Genomic DNA, 17,027 nt, shown 5'->3' with positions numbered 1-17,027 from the left:
ATTTGTGCCATCATCCGCTGGGCGCGGTCCCGATCGGAGCGCCATCGCAACGAATGCGGGGTGTCTTCGATGATGCTGCATCACGTTTCCATTGTCGTCACGGACATCGACCGTTCGGTCGCCTTCTATCGCGATGTGTTCGGCCTCGAACAAATTGAGCGGCCAGCGTTCAGTACCGTTGGAGCGTGGTTCGCCTGCGGCGCGCTGCAGGTTCACCTCATCGTCCATCCGACTGGCACCTTCCGGCGCGCAGCCACGATAGACACGGCCGACGGACATTTCGCGTTCCGCACCGATGATTTCGACGGCTGCATCCGCGGACTGATCGCCAAGGGTTTTCGCGAGGATGCGCCCGAGGGCGATCCCTGGCGGCTGCGTCTGAGACGTGACGGGCCGGCAGGTTTTCCGCAAGCCTATCTGCTCGATCCCGATTGCAACATCGTTGAGATCAACGGTGCGCCATAGCCGCGAACCGCGCATGGTCGCTCGTTAAGGTCGGCGCTAGGCGTCCTCAGGCCGGTCCTTTGGGTCGAACTGGATGATGGTGATCCAGCGTGCGGTCAACGCCGGCTTCTTCTCGTTCTCGATCTCGATCGAGACCTCGTAGGTCGTCATCAACATGCCGGCGCCGCGGAAGCGGGCTTCGGCAAGGACGAAGTGGCCGCGGATGCGCGCGCCTGATTTCACGGGCGACAGGAAGCGGACGTTCTCGAAGCCGTAGTTGATGCCCATCGTCTGTTCGCGGACCTTGGGCAACCCGTTGTAGTTCATGGCCGAGAGCAGGGAGAGCGTGAGGAAGCCATGGGCGATTGTGCCGCCGAACGGGCTCGCGGCGGCGCGCTCCGGATCGACGTGGATATACTGATGGTCGTTGGTCGCATGCGCGAACGCATCGATCATCGTCTGATCGACGACGATCCAGTCCGAGAGGCCGGTTTCAGTGCCCACCAGCCCACGGACGTCCGCGAGCGAAATTTCCTTGACCATTGATTCCTCATGAGAAAGCGGCTGCGCAAGCCTTACAATGGGATTGTGACGATTGCGACAAGGAATTGCAGGGTTGAACTCGGCTGATCAACTTTCGAGATAGAAAGCCACCGAACGGCGCGGCACGATGGCCGATGCCACCGACTTCTTGGCGGCATCGGGGGCCAGATGCCGCCAAGAGCCGGAGCCAGAGAGCGTAAAGACTTCCTCGCCGCCCGAGCGATTGAAGAGCACCGCCAAGCGCGTGGCCTTGCCGCCTTGCTCGTCTCGGGTTGCAAGTAGCATGCCGAGCGTCGAAAAATTCGGGGTTTCCCACTCTTGGACGGTCATCGGCTGGCCTGAAGGCGATATCCATTCGACATCGCCGTTGCCGTTGAGGAAGGCTGCTTGAGAGAAGGCGGAGAAGCGCTTGCGCAGGCCGGAGATGAAGGCGGTGTGGGCAACGAGTTCGTCGTCGAGCGCTGCCCAATCCATCCAGGTGATTTCATTGTCCTGGCAGTAGGCATTGTTGTTGCCGCGCTGAGTGCGGCCGGCTTCGTCGCCCGCCGTCAGCATGATGCTGCCGCGGCTGGTAAAGAGCGTCGACAGCAGCGCCTTCAGGTCGTCGCGTCGCCGGCGGATGATATCGGGATAGCGAGTTTCGCCCTCGATGCCGTTATTCCAGGAGTGGTTTTCATTATGGCCGTCGCGGTTTTCCTCGCCGTTCGCCTCGTTGTGCTTGCCGCTGTAGGAGACGAGATCGTTGAGCGTGAAGCCGTCATGGGCCGCGAGGAAATTGACACTGCGCGTCGCCTGTCCGCCGTTGCGGCCGAAGATGTCAGAGGATCCTGCAAGCGCAGTCGCCAATGGGCCGGTCTTCCAGTCGTCGCCGCGCCAGTAACACCTGATATCGTCGCGGACACGGTCGTTCCACTCGAGGAATGGCACCGGGAAATTGCCGAGCTGATAGCCACCGGGGCCGATGTCCCAAGGCTCGGCGATCATCACGCGATCTTTTAGAACCTCGTCGGCGAGCATCGCCGTCAGCGTTTCCCCAGTGCCCTCAAAGCCGCTTGCGGTGCGGCCTAGGACGGGGGCAAGGTCGAAGCGGAAACCATCTATCCCGGCGCCGAGCACGAAATTCCGCAGGCTGTCGATGATCAACTGCCTGATATAGGGGTGATCGCAGGCGACGGTGTTGCCGGTGCCGGTATCGTTGACCAGATCGCCGGGGCGCTGTGGCAAATGGCGATAGAAGGAGAGATTGTCGAGGCCACGCAGCGACAGCGTCGTGCCGAAGCGATCGCTCTCGCCGGTATGATTGAAGACGAGGTCAAGAATGACGGCAATGCCTTCTCCGTGGAGTTTCGCAACGGTGTCGCGAAGTTCCGCCATGCCGCCCGGCACGAGCCGCGGATCGAGCGCCATGAAGGCGACGGGGTTGTAGCCCCAGCTGTTTCTCAGGCCGAGCGGCGGTAAATGGCGCTCATCGATCCAGGCGGTGATCGGCATGAGCTCGACGGCATCGACGCCGATCCGCTTCAGGTGGGCGATCACCGAGGGATGCGCCAAGGCGGCGACCGTGCCGCGCTGGGCTTCGGGTACATCCGGATGCAGCTTGGTAAAGGAGCGAACAGCGACCTCGTAGACGAAGCCACCCGGCTCGAAGAGCGGCTTTGTTTGCTTCACCGGCACATCGCGGGTGACAATAGCCTTCGGCACCAGATGCTGCGTGTCGGCGCCGAAGCTACCGAGCAGCGGATCGTGGCTAAACGGGCGATCGAGTTCCTTGGCATAGGGATCGACGAGAAGCTTCGATGGATCGAACCAGAGGCCGCTATCGGGGGCGTAGACACCGTCGGCACGATAGCCGTAGCGCGCGCCTTCCTTCAATCCGTCGACGAAGAGGCGATGCACGTGGTCATCGCCTCGCTCCATCGGCAAGCGGGCCAGTTCCTTGTCGTCGTCGCCGAACAGGCACAGTTCGATCTGTCCTGAATTATGCGACCACACGGCGAAATCGACGCCGGTCTCGAAGAGGGTTGCTCCGCCTTGCCGGGTCTTGTTCGCCGCCATGTTCCGGTCAGGTAATCACGGAGGGAGCGTCGCGGCCAGTGCGGCTGCGGATATCCGCGATGGTCTCCGCGGCAGCGATAATGTCGGCTAGCGCATGCTGCGTCTCGATGTTGTGACGGGTGGAATCCGCCTCGTATCGCTCGAGATAAACGCGCAGAGTGGCGCCAGATGTTCCGGTTCCGGAAAGGCGGAAGACGACACGCGAGCCGCCCTCGAACAGGATGCGAATGCCCTGATGCTCGCTGACCGACTTGTCGACCGGGTCGTGATAGGCAAAGTCGTCCGCCTTCTCGACCTTCAGCGGACCGAAGCTCTGGCCGGGCAGCGAAGCGAGCTGGCTGCGCAGATTTGCCACCAGGCCATTTGCTGCCTCGGTGTCCACGCCCTCGTAATCGTGACGCGAATAGTAGTTTCGGCCGTAGGTCTGCCAGTGCTGCGTGACGATCTCTTGCACGCTTTCACCACGCACCGCGAGAATATTCAGCCACAGCAGAACCGCCCAAAGGCCGTCCTTCTCGCGCACGTGGTTGGAGCCGGTGCCGGCGCTTTCCTCGCCGCAGATCGTCGCCATGCCGGCGTCGAGCAGGTTGCCGAAGAACTTCCAGCCGGTCGGGGTCTCGTACATGCCGATGCCGCGGCGCTCGGCCACGCGGTCGGCAGCGCCTGATGTCGGCATGGAGCGGGCGATGCCGGCGAGGCCGCCCGAATAACCGGGCGCGAGATTGGCGTTGGCGGCGAGAATCGCAAGGCTATCGGAGGGCGTGACGAAGATGCCGCGGCCGATGATGAGATTGCGGTCTCCGTCACCATCGGACGCCGCGCCGAAATCAGGCGCGTCGTCGCCCATCATCTCGTCGTAGAGTTCCTTGGCATGAACCGGATTCGGATCCGGATGGTGGCCGCCGAAATCGGGCAGCGGCATGAAATTGCGGACCGAGCCGGACGGCGCGCCGAGGCGATTTTCGAAGATCTCCTTGGCGTAGGGGCCGGTGACGGCGCTCATCGCGTCGAAGGCGATGCGGAAACCAAGGCTGATGAGGTTGCGGATCGCGGGGAAGTCAAACAGCTCTTCCATGAGTGCCGTGTAATCTTCCACCGAATCGAGCACGGAGAGAATCATGCCGCCCGGCAGTTCGTCCTTGCCGATGCGGTCGAGATTGACGTCTGCGAAATCGGCGATCTTGTAGGTGTCGATCACCTTCGTTCGCGCATAGATCGCGTCGGTGATCTTCTCCGGTGCCGGGCCGCCATTGCTGATGTTGTATTTGATGCCAAAGTCTTCGGTCGGGCCGCCGGGGTTATGGCTGGCCGACAGGATGATGCCGCCAAAAGCCTTGTATTTGCGGATGATGTGCGAGGCTGCCGGGGTGGACAGGATACCGCCCTTGCCGACGATCACCTTGCCGAAGCCATTGGCGGCGGCCATCTTGATCGCCTTCTGGATGACTTCGCGATTGTAGTAGCGTCCGTCGCCACCGATGACGAGGCACTTGCCCTGAAACCCTTCCAGCGAATCGAAGATCGACTGGATGAAGTTCTCGGCATAGTTCGGCTGTTGGAATACCGGAACCTTCTTTCGGAGGCCGGACGTGCCCGGCTTTTGATCCTGGTAGGGCGTAGTGGATACGGATTTTATCATTTTCTCTCACTTGCCTTTGGGGGCGAGGCTTGAATAGAGGGCAGCGTAGCGCTCGGCGCTCTTTTCCCACGAGACATCCGATTTCATGCCCTGCTTTTGCAATTGGGTCCAGACTTTTTGATCGGCGTAGAGATGTAACGCACGGCGAATGGCCTGCAACAGGCCCGATGCCGTCACAGGCGAGAATTGTATCCCGGTTGCCACTTTCGCTGCAAGAGCAGCATGATTGGCGTCGATGACGGTGTCGTTCAAGCCACCGGTGCGAGCGACGATCGGCACGCAGCCGTAGCGCAGGCCGTAAAGCTGTGTCAGGCCGCAGGGTTCGAAACGCGAAGGGATGATGATGGCGTCGCAGCCGGCCTGCATGAGGTGCGACATCGGCTCGTTGTAACCGATGGAGACGCCGATTCGACCCGGATGGCGGGCCGCGGCGGCAAGCAGCGAACCTTCGATTGCTGCATCTCCGGAACCAAGTATCGCAAGCTTTCCGCCCATGTCGACAATCTCATCCGCGGTAGCGGCGATGACGTCCATGCCCTTCTGCCAGGTGAGGCGGCTGATGATGCAGAAAATCGGTGCGTTGTCGTTGTGAAGCCCGAAGAACTCGGCAATCGAGGTACGGTTTTCGACGCGGCTCTTCAGCGTCGTGCCATTGTAGTGGGTGTGGACAACGGGATCGGTCGACGGGTTCCAGACGTCGGTATCGATGCCGTTGACGATGCCATGCAAGGAATCAATTCGGCTTGCGATGACGCCCTGGAGGCCCATGCCGAACTCCGGGGTCAGGATCTCGCCGGCGTAGGAGGGACTAACGGTCGTGATGGCGTGGGCGGTTTGCAGGCCGCCCTTCAGGAAGCCGAGATTGCCGTAATATTCGATGCTTTCGGTTGCGAAGGCGTGCGGCGGCAGGCGTAGACCCGGAAAGATATCCGCGCCGAACTGTCCCTGGAACGCGATATTGTGGATCGTCAGAACACTCGGCAACTCCGGCGTCGGGTTGTAGCGCATGTAAACCGAGGTCATCGCCGACTGCCAATCGTGCGTGTGCACGAGATCGGGTCGCCAGCCCGGCATCAAACCCGCGGCAATCTCGGCACCGGCCAGCGACAACGCTGCGAAACGACGCCAGTTGTCGGGATAGTCCCGACCGGTCGCATCGAGATAGGGGCCTCCCGTGCGGTCGTAATAAGCGGGCGCATTGAGCACGAGGATATCGATCCCCTCATGCTCCGCTTCGAGGACTGTCGCGGGCTCGCCGAGCAGATCATCGAACTGAAGCCGGACAACCGGATTGCGGATCGCCTTCATCACAGCCGGATAGCCGGGCATGAGGGTCTTGGTTTCGACGCCGAAACGCTTGAGCGCGATCGGCAGGGCGCCCGCCACGTCGGCGAGGCCCCCTGTCTTGATGAGCGGGAAGACTTCGGACGAAACCGAAAGAACTTTCATGTCTCACATACCCAGCTTGTCGATCATCGGCTGCGTAATGAGGCAAATGCCACCCTCGCTGCGGCGGAAGCGCTTGGCGTCGAGGACCGGATCCTCACCGACGATCAGACCTTCCGGTATGATGACGCCGTGATCGATCACGACGTTGCTGAGTTGCGCGTGCCGTCCGATTTTGACGCTCGGCAGCACGACCGCGCCGTCCAGCTTGGAATAGGAGTTGGCGCGCACACCGGTGAAAAGCAGACTTCTGTGAAGGGTCGCGCCGGAGATAATGCAGTCGCCGGCGACGACCGATGACGTCGCCGAGCCACGGCGGCTTTCGTCGTCGTGGACAAACTTGGCCGGCGGTGAGATCTCGGCGTAGGTCCAGATCGGCCAAGACTTGTCGTAAATATCCAGTTCCGGAACCACTGCGGTCAGGTCGATGTTGGCCTGCCAGTAGGCGTCGATCGTGCCGACGTCGCGCCAGTAGGGCTCGTGCTCAAAATCGGAGCGCACGCAGGACTGCGCGAAGCGATGGGCGACGGCCTTACCGTTCTTGACGATGTGGGGGATGATGTCCTTGCCGAAGTCCTTGCTGGAGTTCGGGTCGGCTGCGTCGCGGCGCAGTGCATCGATCAGGAACTTGGTGTGAAAGACGTAGATGCCCATCGAGGCAAGGGCAAAATCCGGATTGCCGGGGATGCCGGGCGGATCCGCGGGCTTTTCGACGAAGTCGATGATCCGGTCGGTCGTGTCGACATGCATGACGCCGAAGCCGACGGCTTCCATGCGCGGCACCTCCAAGCAGCCGATAGTCACATCGGCACCGGAATCCACATGCTGTTGCAGCATGTATTCATAGTCCATCTTGTAGACATGGTCGCCGGCGAGAATGACCATGTATTCGACGCCGTAGTCCTCGATGATGTCGATGTTCTGGTAGACGGCATCGGCTGTACCTTCATACCATTGCGTCTCGGAGACGCGCTGGGAGGCCGGCAGAATGTCGAAGCTTTCGTTTCTCTCGGGGCGGAAGAAGTTCCAGCCGCGCTGCATGTGTCGGATCAGTGAGTGCGCCTTGTACTGGGTGGCGACGCCGATTCGTCGGATACCCGAGTTCAAGGCGTTCGACAGCGCGAAGTCGATAATGCGGGTCTTGCCGCCGAAATAGACCGCCGGCTTGGCGCGGCGATCGGTGAGTTCCTTCAGGCGGCTCCCCCTGCCGCCAGCGAGAACATAGGCCATTGCGTCGCGGGCAAGTGGCTGAACGCGTTTTTCTACCATTTTTATCCTCCCACCAGTCGTCAGTTCTCAGGTTCAAGCATGATCGTCGCCAAGGGCGGCAAGGTGATCGACGCGGCAATGCTGCCGCCGGCGTTGACGGCCTGAACGCGACCGCCATTGCCCTTGCCGCTGCCGCCGTAAATGTCGGCATCGGTATTCAGGATTTCGCGCCACCGCCCCTCGATCGGCAGGCGCACCGTATAGTTTTCGCGATAAACCGGCGTCAGGTTGCAGATGACGGCAACCGGCTTCTCCCCCGGTGCCTTGCGCAGCCAGGCGAAGACCGAATTCTCGTGGTCATCGGCGATCAGCCACTCGAAACCGTCACCCTCGCAATCGCGGGCGTGCAGTGCCGGCTTGCTGCGGTAGGTGAAGTTCAGGTCGCGCACCAGCCGCCGCATGCCTTCGTGCATGCGGTATTGCAGCAGGTTCCAATCGAGTGACGTCGCTTCGTTCCATTCGCTCCACTGCGCGAATTCCTGACCCATGAACAGCAGCTTCTTGCCCGGATAGCCCCACATGAAGGCGTAGTAGGCCCGCAGATTGGCGAACTTCTGCCAGTCGTCGCCGGGCATCTTGGCGATCAGCGAGCCTTTTCCGTGCACCACCTCGTCGTGCGAGAGCGGCAGCACGAAGTTTTCGGAGTAGGCATAAAGCAGGCCGAAGGTCAGCTCGTTGTGGTGATGCTTGCGATGGATCGGCTCGCGGCTCATGTAGCTCAGCGTGTCGTGCATGAAGCCCATGTTCCACTTGAAGCCGAAGCCGAGGCCGCCTTCGTGTACCGGCTGCGAGACCTTCGGCCAGGAGGTCGATTCCTCGGCGATGGTCATGACACCAGGATGTTCAGCGTAGATGCGGGTATTCATGTTCTGCAGGAAGCGCACCGCCTCCAGATTTTCATTGCCGCCGTACTCGTTCGGTATCCATTCACCATGCTTGCGGGAATAATCGAGGTAGAGCATCGAGGCCACGGCATCGACGCGCAGCCCGTCGAGATGGAACTTCTCCGCCCAGTAGAGCGCATTGTTGACGAGATAGGAGACGACCTCGGTGCGGCCGAAATTGTAGATCGCCGTGTTCCAGTCGGGATGAAAGCCCTTGCGCGGGTCCTCGTGTTCGTAGAGCGCCGTGCCGTCGAACCAGCCGAGGCCGTGTTCGTCGGTCGGGAAGTGGGCCGGTACCCAATCGAGGATGATGCCGATACCGACCTTGTGGCAGCCGTTGACGAAGCGGGCGAAACCCTCGGGCTCGCCGAAGCGGGCGGTCGGCGCATAGAGCCCCGTCGTCTGGTATCCCCAGGATGGATCGTAGGGATGTTCGGTGATTGGCAGGAACTCGATGTGGGTGAACCCCATGTCGACGCAGTAGGGAATCAGGCGAGAGGCAAGTTCGTCCCAGGAGAGGAACGAACCGTCGTCGCGCCGCTGCCAGGAGCCCGCATGCACCTCGTAGATCGAGATCGGCTGACGGCGCTTGTCGGTCGTCCCCCAGTGCTTCAGGTGCGCCTCGTCGTCCCATTCCTGCAGCAGTTCAGGGGCCGCGACCGAGGCGGTCTTCGGGCGCAACTCGCTGCGTCGTGCGAACGGATCGGCCTTTAGCGGCAGAAGGACGCCGTCCTGGCCGCGGATTTCGAACTTGTAGGCAACACCGGTGGGGACATCGGGCGCAAAGATTTCCCAGATGCCGGCGCCGGAACGGAACCGCATGACGTGACGGCGGCCATCCCAGCCGTTGAAATCTCCGACCACTGAGACGCGTTGGGCGTTCGGCGCCCAGACGGCGAAATGGATACCCTGTGCGCCTTCGTGGTTGATCCAGTGCGCGCCCATCTTGTCGAAGAGGCGCAGGTCCGAGCCCTCGCGCGCATAATAGTCATCCATCGGTCCGAGGACCGGCCCGAAGCTGTATGGATCGGTGACCGCCCATTCGGCATCGCCGCGCCGTGCCCGATAGCGCACCGGTCGCTGCTTCGTCACCGAGACCGCACCGGCAAAAAAGCCGTCAGGATGTTGTAGCTTCAGTTCGCCAATGACGCTGCCGTCGAGCGTCATCGCCGTCACCTCTTCGGCACCCGGAATGAAGCAGCGGGCCACATAGGCGTCGCCTGATTTGTGGACGCCCAGAACCGCGAATGGATTGGAATGCGACCCTGCGAGGATTGCCGCTATCTCGTCTGCCGAAATCTCCCAGGGAAGTCTGACTTCAGGGGTGGCTTTCGGCGTTTTCATCCGGCTCTCCAGATTTCCTTGGCGTATTGACGGATCGTGCGGTCGGACGAGAACCAGCCCATACGGGCCGTGTTGCAGATCGCCTTCGAACTCCACGTGGACGGATCGGTCCAGAGTTGGTCGACTTCGCGCTGGGCTTGGGCGTATGCATCGAAATCGGCGGCCACCATGAACCAGTCATGGGCATAGATGCCTTCGATCAACGCGGAGTACCGGTTTCGATCGTCATGCGAGAACACGCCGGAGCTGATGGCTTGGAGCGCCTGCGATAGCTCGCGCGACGCCTCGATGATGGCGCGGGGATTGTGGCCATCGGCACGGGCGGCGGCGACCTCGTCGGCACGCAGGCCGAAGATGATGATGTTGTCCTCGCCGACATGATCGCGCATTTCGACGTTGGCGCCATCGAGCGTGCCGATCGTCAGAGCGCCGTTGAGGCCAAACTTCATGTTGCCGGTACCGGAGGCTTCCATGCCAGCGGTCGAGATCTGCTCGGAAAGGTCGGCGGCGGGCACCATCACCTCGGCGAGCGAGACGTTGTAGTTCGGGACGAAGACCACTTTCAGCAGGCCGCGGACGGCCGGGTCATTGTTGATCGTGCGGGCCACGTCATTGATCAGTTTGATGATCAGCTTGGCGTTGTGGTAGCTCGGCGCCGCCTTGCCGGCGAAAAGCTTGACGCGCGGAACCCAGTCCAGCTCGGGGTGCGAGCGGATCTGGTCGTAAAGCGCGACGGCCTCGATGATGTTCAGGAGCTGGCGCTTGTATTCGTGGATGCGCTTGATCTGGATATCGAACATCGCCGACGGATCGAGCTTGATGCCCATGCGGCTGGCGACGAGGTTCGACAAGGCCACCTTGTTGGCGCGCTTCACGGCCGCAAACTTCTCCTGGAAGCTTGCATCCTTCGCGAACTTGTCCAGTGGCTTCAGCTTCTCGGCGTCGTCGAGGAAGTCGTCGCCGATCGTTTCACGAATCAGGGAGGTCAGGCCGGGATTGCACTGCTGCAGCCAGCGGCGCGGCGTGATGCCGTTCGTCTTGTTGTTGATGCGGTCGGGATAGAGCTTGTGCAGATCGGCAAACACCGTGACCTTCATCAGATCGGTGTGGAGAGCCGAAACGCCATTGATCGAATGGGCGCCGACGAAGGCGAGATTGCCCATGCGGACGCGGCGCTCGCCACTTTCCTCGATTAGGGAAATCGAGCGGATTTCCGTCTCCGAAAATGTCTTGGTCTTGCGCGCTTCGACGAGGACCTTCGCGTTGATCGCGTAGATGATCTGCATGTGGCGTGGCAGCAGGCGCTCGAAGAGCGGGATCGGCCAGCTTTCCAAGGCTTCTGGTAGGAGCGTGTGGTTGGTGTATCCAATCGTGCCCCGAGTGATATCCCAGGCCTGGTCGAAGTCGAGGCCGTGAACATCGCACAGCAGGCGCATCAGTTCGGCAACCGAGACGGCGGGATGCGTATCGTTCAGGTGGATCGCCACCTTGTCCGGCAGCGAGGTGAAATCATCGTACTGCTGCAGGTGACGGCGCAAAATGTCCTGCAGCGATGCGGAGGAGAAGAAGAACTCCTGGCGCAGACGCAGCTCCTGGCCGGCGGGTGTCGCATCAGCCGGGTAGAGAACGCGCGTCAGGCTTTCGGCCTTGTTGCTTTCGCGCAGCGCGCCGATGTGGTCACCGGCGTTGAAGGCATCCAGCAAGATCGGGTCGATCGGCTGGGCCGACCAGAGGCGCAGCGTGTTGACCCGCTTGCCGCGCCAGCCAACGACGGGGGTGTCAAAGGCGGCGGCGATGACGCGCTCGGCCGGTTTCCAGACATACCGCGGCTCGCCCTCGGGGTTGTTGACGACATCGACCGTCCCGCCGAAGCCGATTTCGTAGGCGCTTTCCCGGCGCTCGAATTCCCAGGGGTTGCCGTGCGCCAACCAGCTTTCCGGCAACTCTACCTGCCAGCCGTCGGCAAGCTGCTGGCGGAAGAGGCCGTGCACGTAACGGATGCCGTAGCCATAGGCCGGCACATCGACGGTCGCCATGCTTTCCATGAAACAGGCGGCGAGACGGCCAAGGCCGCCGTTGCCGAGCGCAGCGTCGGGCTCGAGGCCGGCAATGACGGAAACATCGACACCGAGCGAGGTCAGTGCATCGCGAACCTGCTCCATCAGGCCGAGGTTCGAGACCGCATCGCGCATCAAGCGGCCGATCAGGAATTCGAGGGATAGATAGTAAACGCGCTTGTCGCCGGTCGAATAGACCTTGCGGGTCGATTCCATCCACTTGTCGATGATGCGGTCGCGGATGACGAGAATGGTGGCGGTCAGCCAGTCATGCGGCTTGGCGACCTTCGCGTCCTTGCCGATGCGGTAGGTCAGGCGTTCAATGATTTCTTCGGCGAGAATTTCCGGTTTGGAACTGCGGGGCGCGGGGGAGGGGATCGTCGGCTTCGAAACGGTATTCATCGTTAGTCCTCGCCAATTTCGGTTCGGTTTCAGTACGTTATGCCAATTTCAATCGGTTTACCGCGCACTAAAGACGCAGTTTATGCATCGTTACTACGCAGTTGCAACAAAGGAATTACCCAAACGAAAAAATTGGCCAAGCGCGCCGCCTGGCAGCGGAAAGAACTTGATTTCAATCGGTTTTCCGATTTTCATACGCGCGATTTCGCAGGCAAACGAAAAGCCGCTCCGGTTTGTTCCGGAGCGGCTTTTCGTTTGAGGGTGATAGCTTGCCGTCTATTGGGTGACCAGCACCTTGTCCGAGGCAGCTTCCGAGCCAATCGCCGTAAACGCTCCCAGCAGGTCGGTCATGCTTTCCGCCTGGAAGTAGTAGCCGGCACCGCTCGCGCAACTGAGGAGGAGGTTCTTTCCGGCGGTGGGCGCCATGAAAGCCACCGAGTAGATTTTGATGCCCTTTTGCTTCGCGTCGGTGCAGTATTCCAGGGTTTTTGTATCGGACGACGAAGCGTTGTTTTCACCGTCAGTCATTAATACAATATATTTTGTAAGCTTTTCGTTTCCGGCTTGCTGTTGAATCTGCGTTTCTGACGTGGAGCCGGTGGTTGTCAGCCCGTCAAGCGCCGCTTTCATAGGTGCAGCCGATTCCGTGCCGCCACCCGCCGACAAGACGTTAATGACGCTGTTTCTCGTTTGAGAGGTGCCCCAGGCAAACTTGCTTGATACTTGAATTTTGCTGCTCCAGCCAATTGCGTTCGTGCGCGCATACTTGGAGGTTGGATCGGCTTTATCCAACTGATCCAGAAGCAAATTCGCAGCCGTCTTCAAGGCATCAATCTTCTTGACGTAGCACGGACTGGAACTGCCGATCTTGGTGCCGCTGGTGTTGTAGTGGTCGCACTTGTTGTTGTTCAGCTTGGTCGTCGTGTCAGCCAGCATCGAACCTGACTCGTCGAGAGCAAGGGTCATAGACAAAGCGCTCTTTACTTCGCTCGTGCCGCTGCTCGTTGAGCTGGAGGTCGCGATGTTGACCGTTTTCTTGCCGAGCACATTCATCAACGGAGTCAAACTCATCGCATAAGCAGCGTCGACCTTGACCTTATAGCTCTTGCTGGTGGCCGTGGTGGTCGTCGTGACAGAAGCCGTTGTTGAGTTTTTCAGGGAGGCCGCATCGGTACTACTCATATAGTTCGCCATCTGACCGACGACGAAATCTTTCGCCAAAGCTTCGGCCGCGGTGCCATCAGCGACCGTACCTTTTGCAAGCGCCGTGGCCGCTGCAAGCGCGGCCGCATCGGAAGCCTCCTGAAGCTGGCGCTGCTGCAGGACCATGTTGGAAAAGTCGATTGCGACGCCGGCGGTCCCGATCAGAACCGGGACGACGATGGCGGTCACCATTCCGAAGTTGCCACTGCGATCTTTCTGTAGCCGAGACAGGCTCGACTTCAGTCCTTGAAAGGTGCTCATCATGTTCACCTGAGTTAGTGCCCCAATAATGCCTCATTCATGCCTGGCAATTCTTGAGTTCACCTTTATCAAGTCGTTAAGATTTTAACGGAATGTCGCTTTCTTGCGCGCCGCTTGGGTGAAATGCGCTTTCTGAGCGATCTTTCGAGTTAATGTGTGCGCTTATGGCGTGTGTCAACTCAGCGGAACGACATCCACCGCCTGCACAGCGCGCTGCCCACCGTAGCTCTTCAGCACGCCAATGACCGGGGCCACGTCTGAATAGTCGCGGCCATAGGCAACGACGATGTGGTCGGTGCCGGCCGGGATGTTGTTGGTCGGGTCGAGTTCGACCCAGCCGATCGTTTCGCCGCACCAGACCCTGACCCAGGCATGCATGGCGTCGGCGCCCTCCAGCCGTTCCTTGCCGGGCGGGGGGATGGTGCGCAGGAAGCCGGAGACATAGCCTGCCGGAATGCCGAGGCTGCGCAGCGCAAGGATCATGACATGCACGAAGTCCTGGCAGACGCCGCTTTTCAACTGGAAGGCTTCGAGCGGAGTGCTGTCTACCGTCGTCGCCTCGGCATCGTAGGTGAAGTCGCGATAGATCTGCGTGCAGAGCGCGGTGGCGATCTGCAGCACGGTCAATGACGACTCGGCACGGGCCTTCGCATAGTCCGAGATGGCGCGGGTTTCCAACAGGCGCGGGCTGTTGCCGAGGAAGTGGTGCGGGGCGTCGGGTTTCAACGACCAGACCCCTGCGATCTCATCCGGAAGCTCCGCAAGCAGGGGAGAAAAATCAGCCGTGATCGAGTGGCTCTCCACCTGCACACGGGCGTGCATGCGAATGTCGAGCTTTTCGTGTGGTGCCCTCACTAGGAAGGAGGTTGCCGGATGCTCGAAAAAATCGGTGAAATGCGCTTGCTCGTCGGGTGTCGGCGAGACCTTTATCGAGCCGGCGATCAGCCGCTGGCGGTTTGGCAGCGACAGCGGCATCAGCCGCATGATGTGGCGCGCGCCAGAAGCCGGCGTATCGTAGATGTAACCCATGTGCAGCGAGAGATCGTAGAGCACCAGGGTCACCCGAGATATGTGTGGGCAAGAAGGTCGGACAGCTGTTCCAGCTCGCGCTCCAAGCGACGATAGACATCGACGCTCATCGTCTCCGGCGTCATCACGGCAAGGCCGGAGTGCAGCCGCATCGCCTCGCGATAGAAGGGTGACATCTGGCCGTTGACGAAGGCGTTCGGCAGTTGCTCCACCTCGCGGTGGATCTCGTTCATCTGGAAGAGGATTGAGCGCGGATTGAGCGGATCGAGCGCCAAGAGATCGGTGACCGTCAGGCGCGCGGTGTTAACGTTGTATCGGCGGCGATGGGTCATGACGCTGTCACCGATCTCGAGCAGCATGTCGAGCGCGCCGTCGGGGGCGTCCGGGCCCGACATGTGGCCGAGCAGGCGCGTCATGTGCAGGCCACGTTCGATATGGCGACCAAGCGAGAGAAAGCGCCAGCCGGTGAAGCGATACATGTTTTCGTGCACAAGGCCCGCGAAACCGGCGAGCTTACGCAAGAGCACGGTCATGGCATGGCTGGCGTCGTCGCCGGGCAGGATGGTCTCGTGGAAGCGCCGCGCGGTCTTGGCCAGATCGGTCAGCGCCAGCCAGCCGTCCGGTGAGAAGCGGTCGCGGATGTTGCTGGCGGAATAGACGGCGCTGTCGATGTTGCGCAGGAGATTTTCCGGGACGGCATCTGCCGTGTCGATGTCGACGGCCGCCAGATAGGCTGACACGTCGGCTAGGAGTGGCTGGTTCGGATCGGCAGCCTCGGCGAAGCGGGCGTGCCAGGCGCGCAGGATGCGCAGCGCCCCTTCGGCGCGTTCGATATAGCGGCCGAGCCAGAAGAGGTTGTCGGCGGCGCGGCTTGGCAGGCTGCCCGGCATGTTGCGGGTGAAGCTGCCTTCGGCCGGCAGCAGCGTATGGCGCTCGACCGGCTTGTCGCTGACGATCCAGACGTCGGCGGCCGCGCCACCCGATTGCATGGCGATCGCTGATACATCGTCGCTGCCGCCAATGCGGGCAAAACCGCCGGGCATGATCTGCCAGCCATTGGCGGTGCGGGCGGCAAAGACGCGCAGCGACATCGGCCGCGGCGTCAGCTTGCCGCCGATCCAGGCCGGCGTCGTCGACAGCGTCACGACCTCCTGGCCGACGAGCTTTGCGCCGTCGGAGTTCAGCCAGTCGCCGATCGAATCCTTGGCGGCGGCGCGCAGGCTCGAGCCAAGCACGGATTCGCCGCTGTCGTCGAAGAAGGGCGCGCGCGAATAGGCCGGGCCTATGACCATCTTCTCGATGTTCTCGGCCACATGCTCACGCTCGCCCTTCTGGCCGCACCACCAGGTCGCGATCGACGGAAGCTTCAGTTCCTCGCCGAAAAGCTGGCGACAGATCGTCGGCATGAAGGCAAGCAGCGCGCGCGTCTCGATGATGCCGCTGCCGAGCGCGTTGACGATCGTCACGCTTTCGGCACGAAGCGCCTCGACGAGGCCGGGCGTGCCGATATGCGAGTTCTGGTTCAGTTCGAGCGGATCGGCATAGGCCGAATCCAGGCGGCGCCACAGCACGGTAATCGGCTTCAGGCCGGAGACGGTGCGCACCATCACCTTGCCGTTGACAACGGTCAGATCCTCGCCTTCGAGCAGCATGAAGCCGAGATAACGGGCGATATAGGCGTGTTCGTAATAGGTTTCGTTGGCGGGGCCGGGGGTCAGCACGGCGATCCGGTCATCGCCGCTGTGCTTCATGCTCTGTAGGGAATCGCGGAAGGCGCCGAAGAAGGAGGCCAGCCGATGGACCGGCGTCTCGGCATAGATGTCGGAGAAGGCACGGGTCGTTGCAACGCGGTTCTCGAGCGCAAAGCCGGCACCCGATGGCGCCTGGGTGCGATCGGCGAGCACCCACCAGTTGCCGTCAGGACCGCGGCCGATCTCGAAAGCGCAGAAATGCAGGTAGTGTCCGCCGGCCGGCGTGACGCCAACGAGCGGACGCTGGTATTCGGGATTGGCGGCGATCAGCGCCGGCGGCAGGACGCCATCCGCGACCAGACGGTTCTCACCATAGATGTCGGCAACGATCGCCTCGAGCAGATCGGCGCGCTGCACGAGACCGGCCGACACCGCTTCCCATTCGCGGGCGTCGATCAGCACAGGCACATGCGACAGCGGCCAGGAGCGCTCGGCGCTGCCGGTGCTGCCGTAGGCGCGGTAGAACACGCCGGCATCGCGGAGATAGCGATCGGCGCGGGCGAAGCGCTCGGTCAGATCCTTCTCGGGCATTCCGCTCAAATGCGCGAAGAAGCGTTGCCAGACGGGCCGGATGGCGCCGTCGGTATCGACCATTTCGTCGGCGACGCCGGGCAGCGGGGCATAGTCTGATACCGCATCGTTTCCGGTACGGATCGCTGGCTCTTCCCTCAGTTCTGCCGTCGGTTTCTTGCCCATGTCG

The 17,027-nt window shown here is 61.4% G+C and carries 11 protein-coding genes; 1 reads left to right on the top strand and 10 read right to left on the bottom strand.

Annotated elements, in window-relative coordinates; translation table 11 throughout:
- The first annotated feature begins 69 nt into the window (after nucleotides 1-69).
- Entirely contained in the window at nucleotides 70-465 is a 396-nt protein-coding gene (locus FHT97_RS11760) for a VOC family protein (RefSeq protein ID WP_183862312.1), read from the top strand.
- A gap of 36 nt (nucleotides 466-501) precedes the next feature.
- Here the strand turns inward: FHT97_RS11760 and FHT97_RS11755 are convergent, their stop codons facing one another.
- The 10 genes from FHT97_RS11755 to FHT97_RS11710 form a co-directional block, all read right to left on the bottom strand.
- Nucleotides 502-987 carry a MaoC family dehydratase gene (locus FHT97_RS11755; RefSeq protein WP_016557057.1) on the bottom strand — a complete coding sequence of 162 codons (486 nt, stop codon included), beginning with the start codon at nucleotides 985-987 and terminating at the stop codon, nucleotides 502-504.
- 87 nt (nucleotides 988-1,074) lie between these two features.
- A complete protein-coding gene (gene glgX / locus FHT97_RS11750) occupies nucleotides 1,075-3,042 on the bottom strand; it encodes a glycogen debranching protein GlgX (RefSeq protein ID WP_183862310.1) in 1,968 nt (655 codons plus the stop codon).
- A gap of 7 nt (nucleotides 3,043-3,049) precedes the next feature.
- Complete coding sequence (locus FHT97_RS11745) at nucleotides 3,050-4,681, bottom strand: alpha-D-glucose phosphate-specific phosphoglucomutase (protein WP_183862308.1); 1,632 nt, start codon at nucleotides 4,679-4,681, stop codon at nucleotides 3,050-3,052.
- Nucleotides 4,682-4,687: 6 nt separating this feature from the next.
- On the bottom strand, nucleotides 4,688-6,130 hold the full coding sequence (gene glgA / locus FHT97_RS11740; RefSeq protein ID WP_183862306.1) for a glycogen synthase GlgA: 1,443 nt from the start codon (nucleotides 6,128-6,130) through the stop codon (nucleotides 4,688-4,690).
- Between the two features lie 3 nt (nucleotides 6,131-6,133).
- Nucleotides 6,134-7,396: a glucose-1-phosphate adenylyltransferase gene (glgC, locus tag FHT97_RS11735; RefSeq protein ID WP_016557061.1), complete on the bottom strand. Its 1,263-nt coding sequence runs from the start codon at nucleotides 7,394-7,396 to the stop codon at nucleotides 6,134-6,136.
- Nucleotides 7,397-7,416: 20 nt separating this feature from the next.
- The gene (gene glgB / locus FHT97_RS11730) at nucleotides 7,417-9,624 is read right to left on the bottom strand and encodes a 1,4-alpha-glucan branching protein GlgB (RefSeq protein ID WP_183862304.1); all 2,208 of its coding nucleotides are present in this window, start codon (nucleotides 9,622-9,624) and stop codon (nucleotides 7,417-7,419) included.
- Nucleotides 9,621-12,083 (bottom strand): glycogen/starch/alpha-glucan phosphorylase, encoded by a 2,463-nt coding sequence (locus FHT97_RS11725; RefSeq protein ID WP_183862302.1) that lies wholly within the window; start codon nucleotides 12,081-12,083, stop codon nucleotides 9,621-9,623. Before FHT97_RS11725 ends, glgB begins: the two co-directional genes overlap by 4 nt.
- A gap of 276 nt (nucleotides 12,084-12,359) precedes the next feature.
- Nucleotides 12,360-13,550 carry a TadE/TadG family type IV pilus assembly protein gene (locus FHT97_RS11720; protein WP_183862300.1) on the bottom strand — a complete coding sequence of 397 codons (1,191 nt, stop codon included), beginning with the start codon at nucleotides 13,548-13,550 and terminating at the stop codon, nucleotides 12,360-12,362.
- Nucleotides 13,551-13,721: 171 nt separating this feature from the next.
- The gene (locus FHT97_RS11715; RefSeq protein ID WP_183862298.1) at nucleotides 13,722-14,609 is read right to left on the bottom strand and encodes a transglutaminase family protein; all 888 of its coding nucleotides are present in this window, start codon (nucleotides 14,607-14,609) and stop codon (nucleotides 13,722-13,724) included.
- Nucleotides 14,606-17,023 (bottom strand): circularly permuted type 2 ATP-grasp protein, encoded by a 2,418-nt coding sequence (locus FHT97_RS11710; protein WP_183862297.1) that lies wholly within the window; start codon nucleotides 17,021-17,023, stop codon nucleotides 14,606-14,608. Before FHT97_RS11710 ends, FHT97_RS11715 begins: the two co-directional genes overlap by 4 nt.
- Nucleotides 17,024-17,027: the final 4 nt, after the last annotated feature.

The organism is Rhizobium sp. BK399, assembly GCF_014194695.1.
GTDB lineage: Bacteria > Pseudomonadota > Alphaproteobacteria > Rhizobiales > Rhizobiaceae > Rhizobium.
Note: the sequence above shows the minus strand (reverse complement) of the source record. Positions and strands in the feature narration are given on the sequence as shown.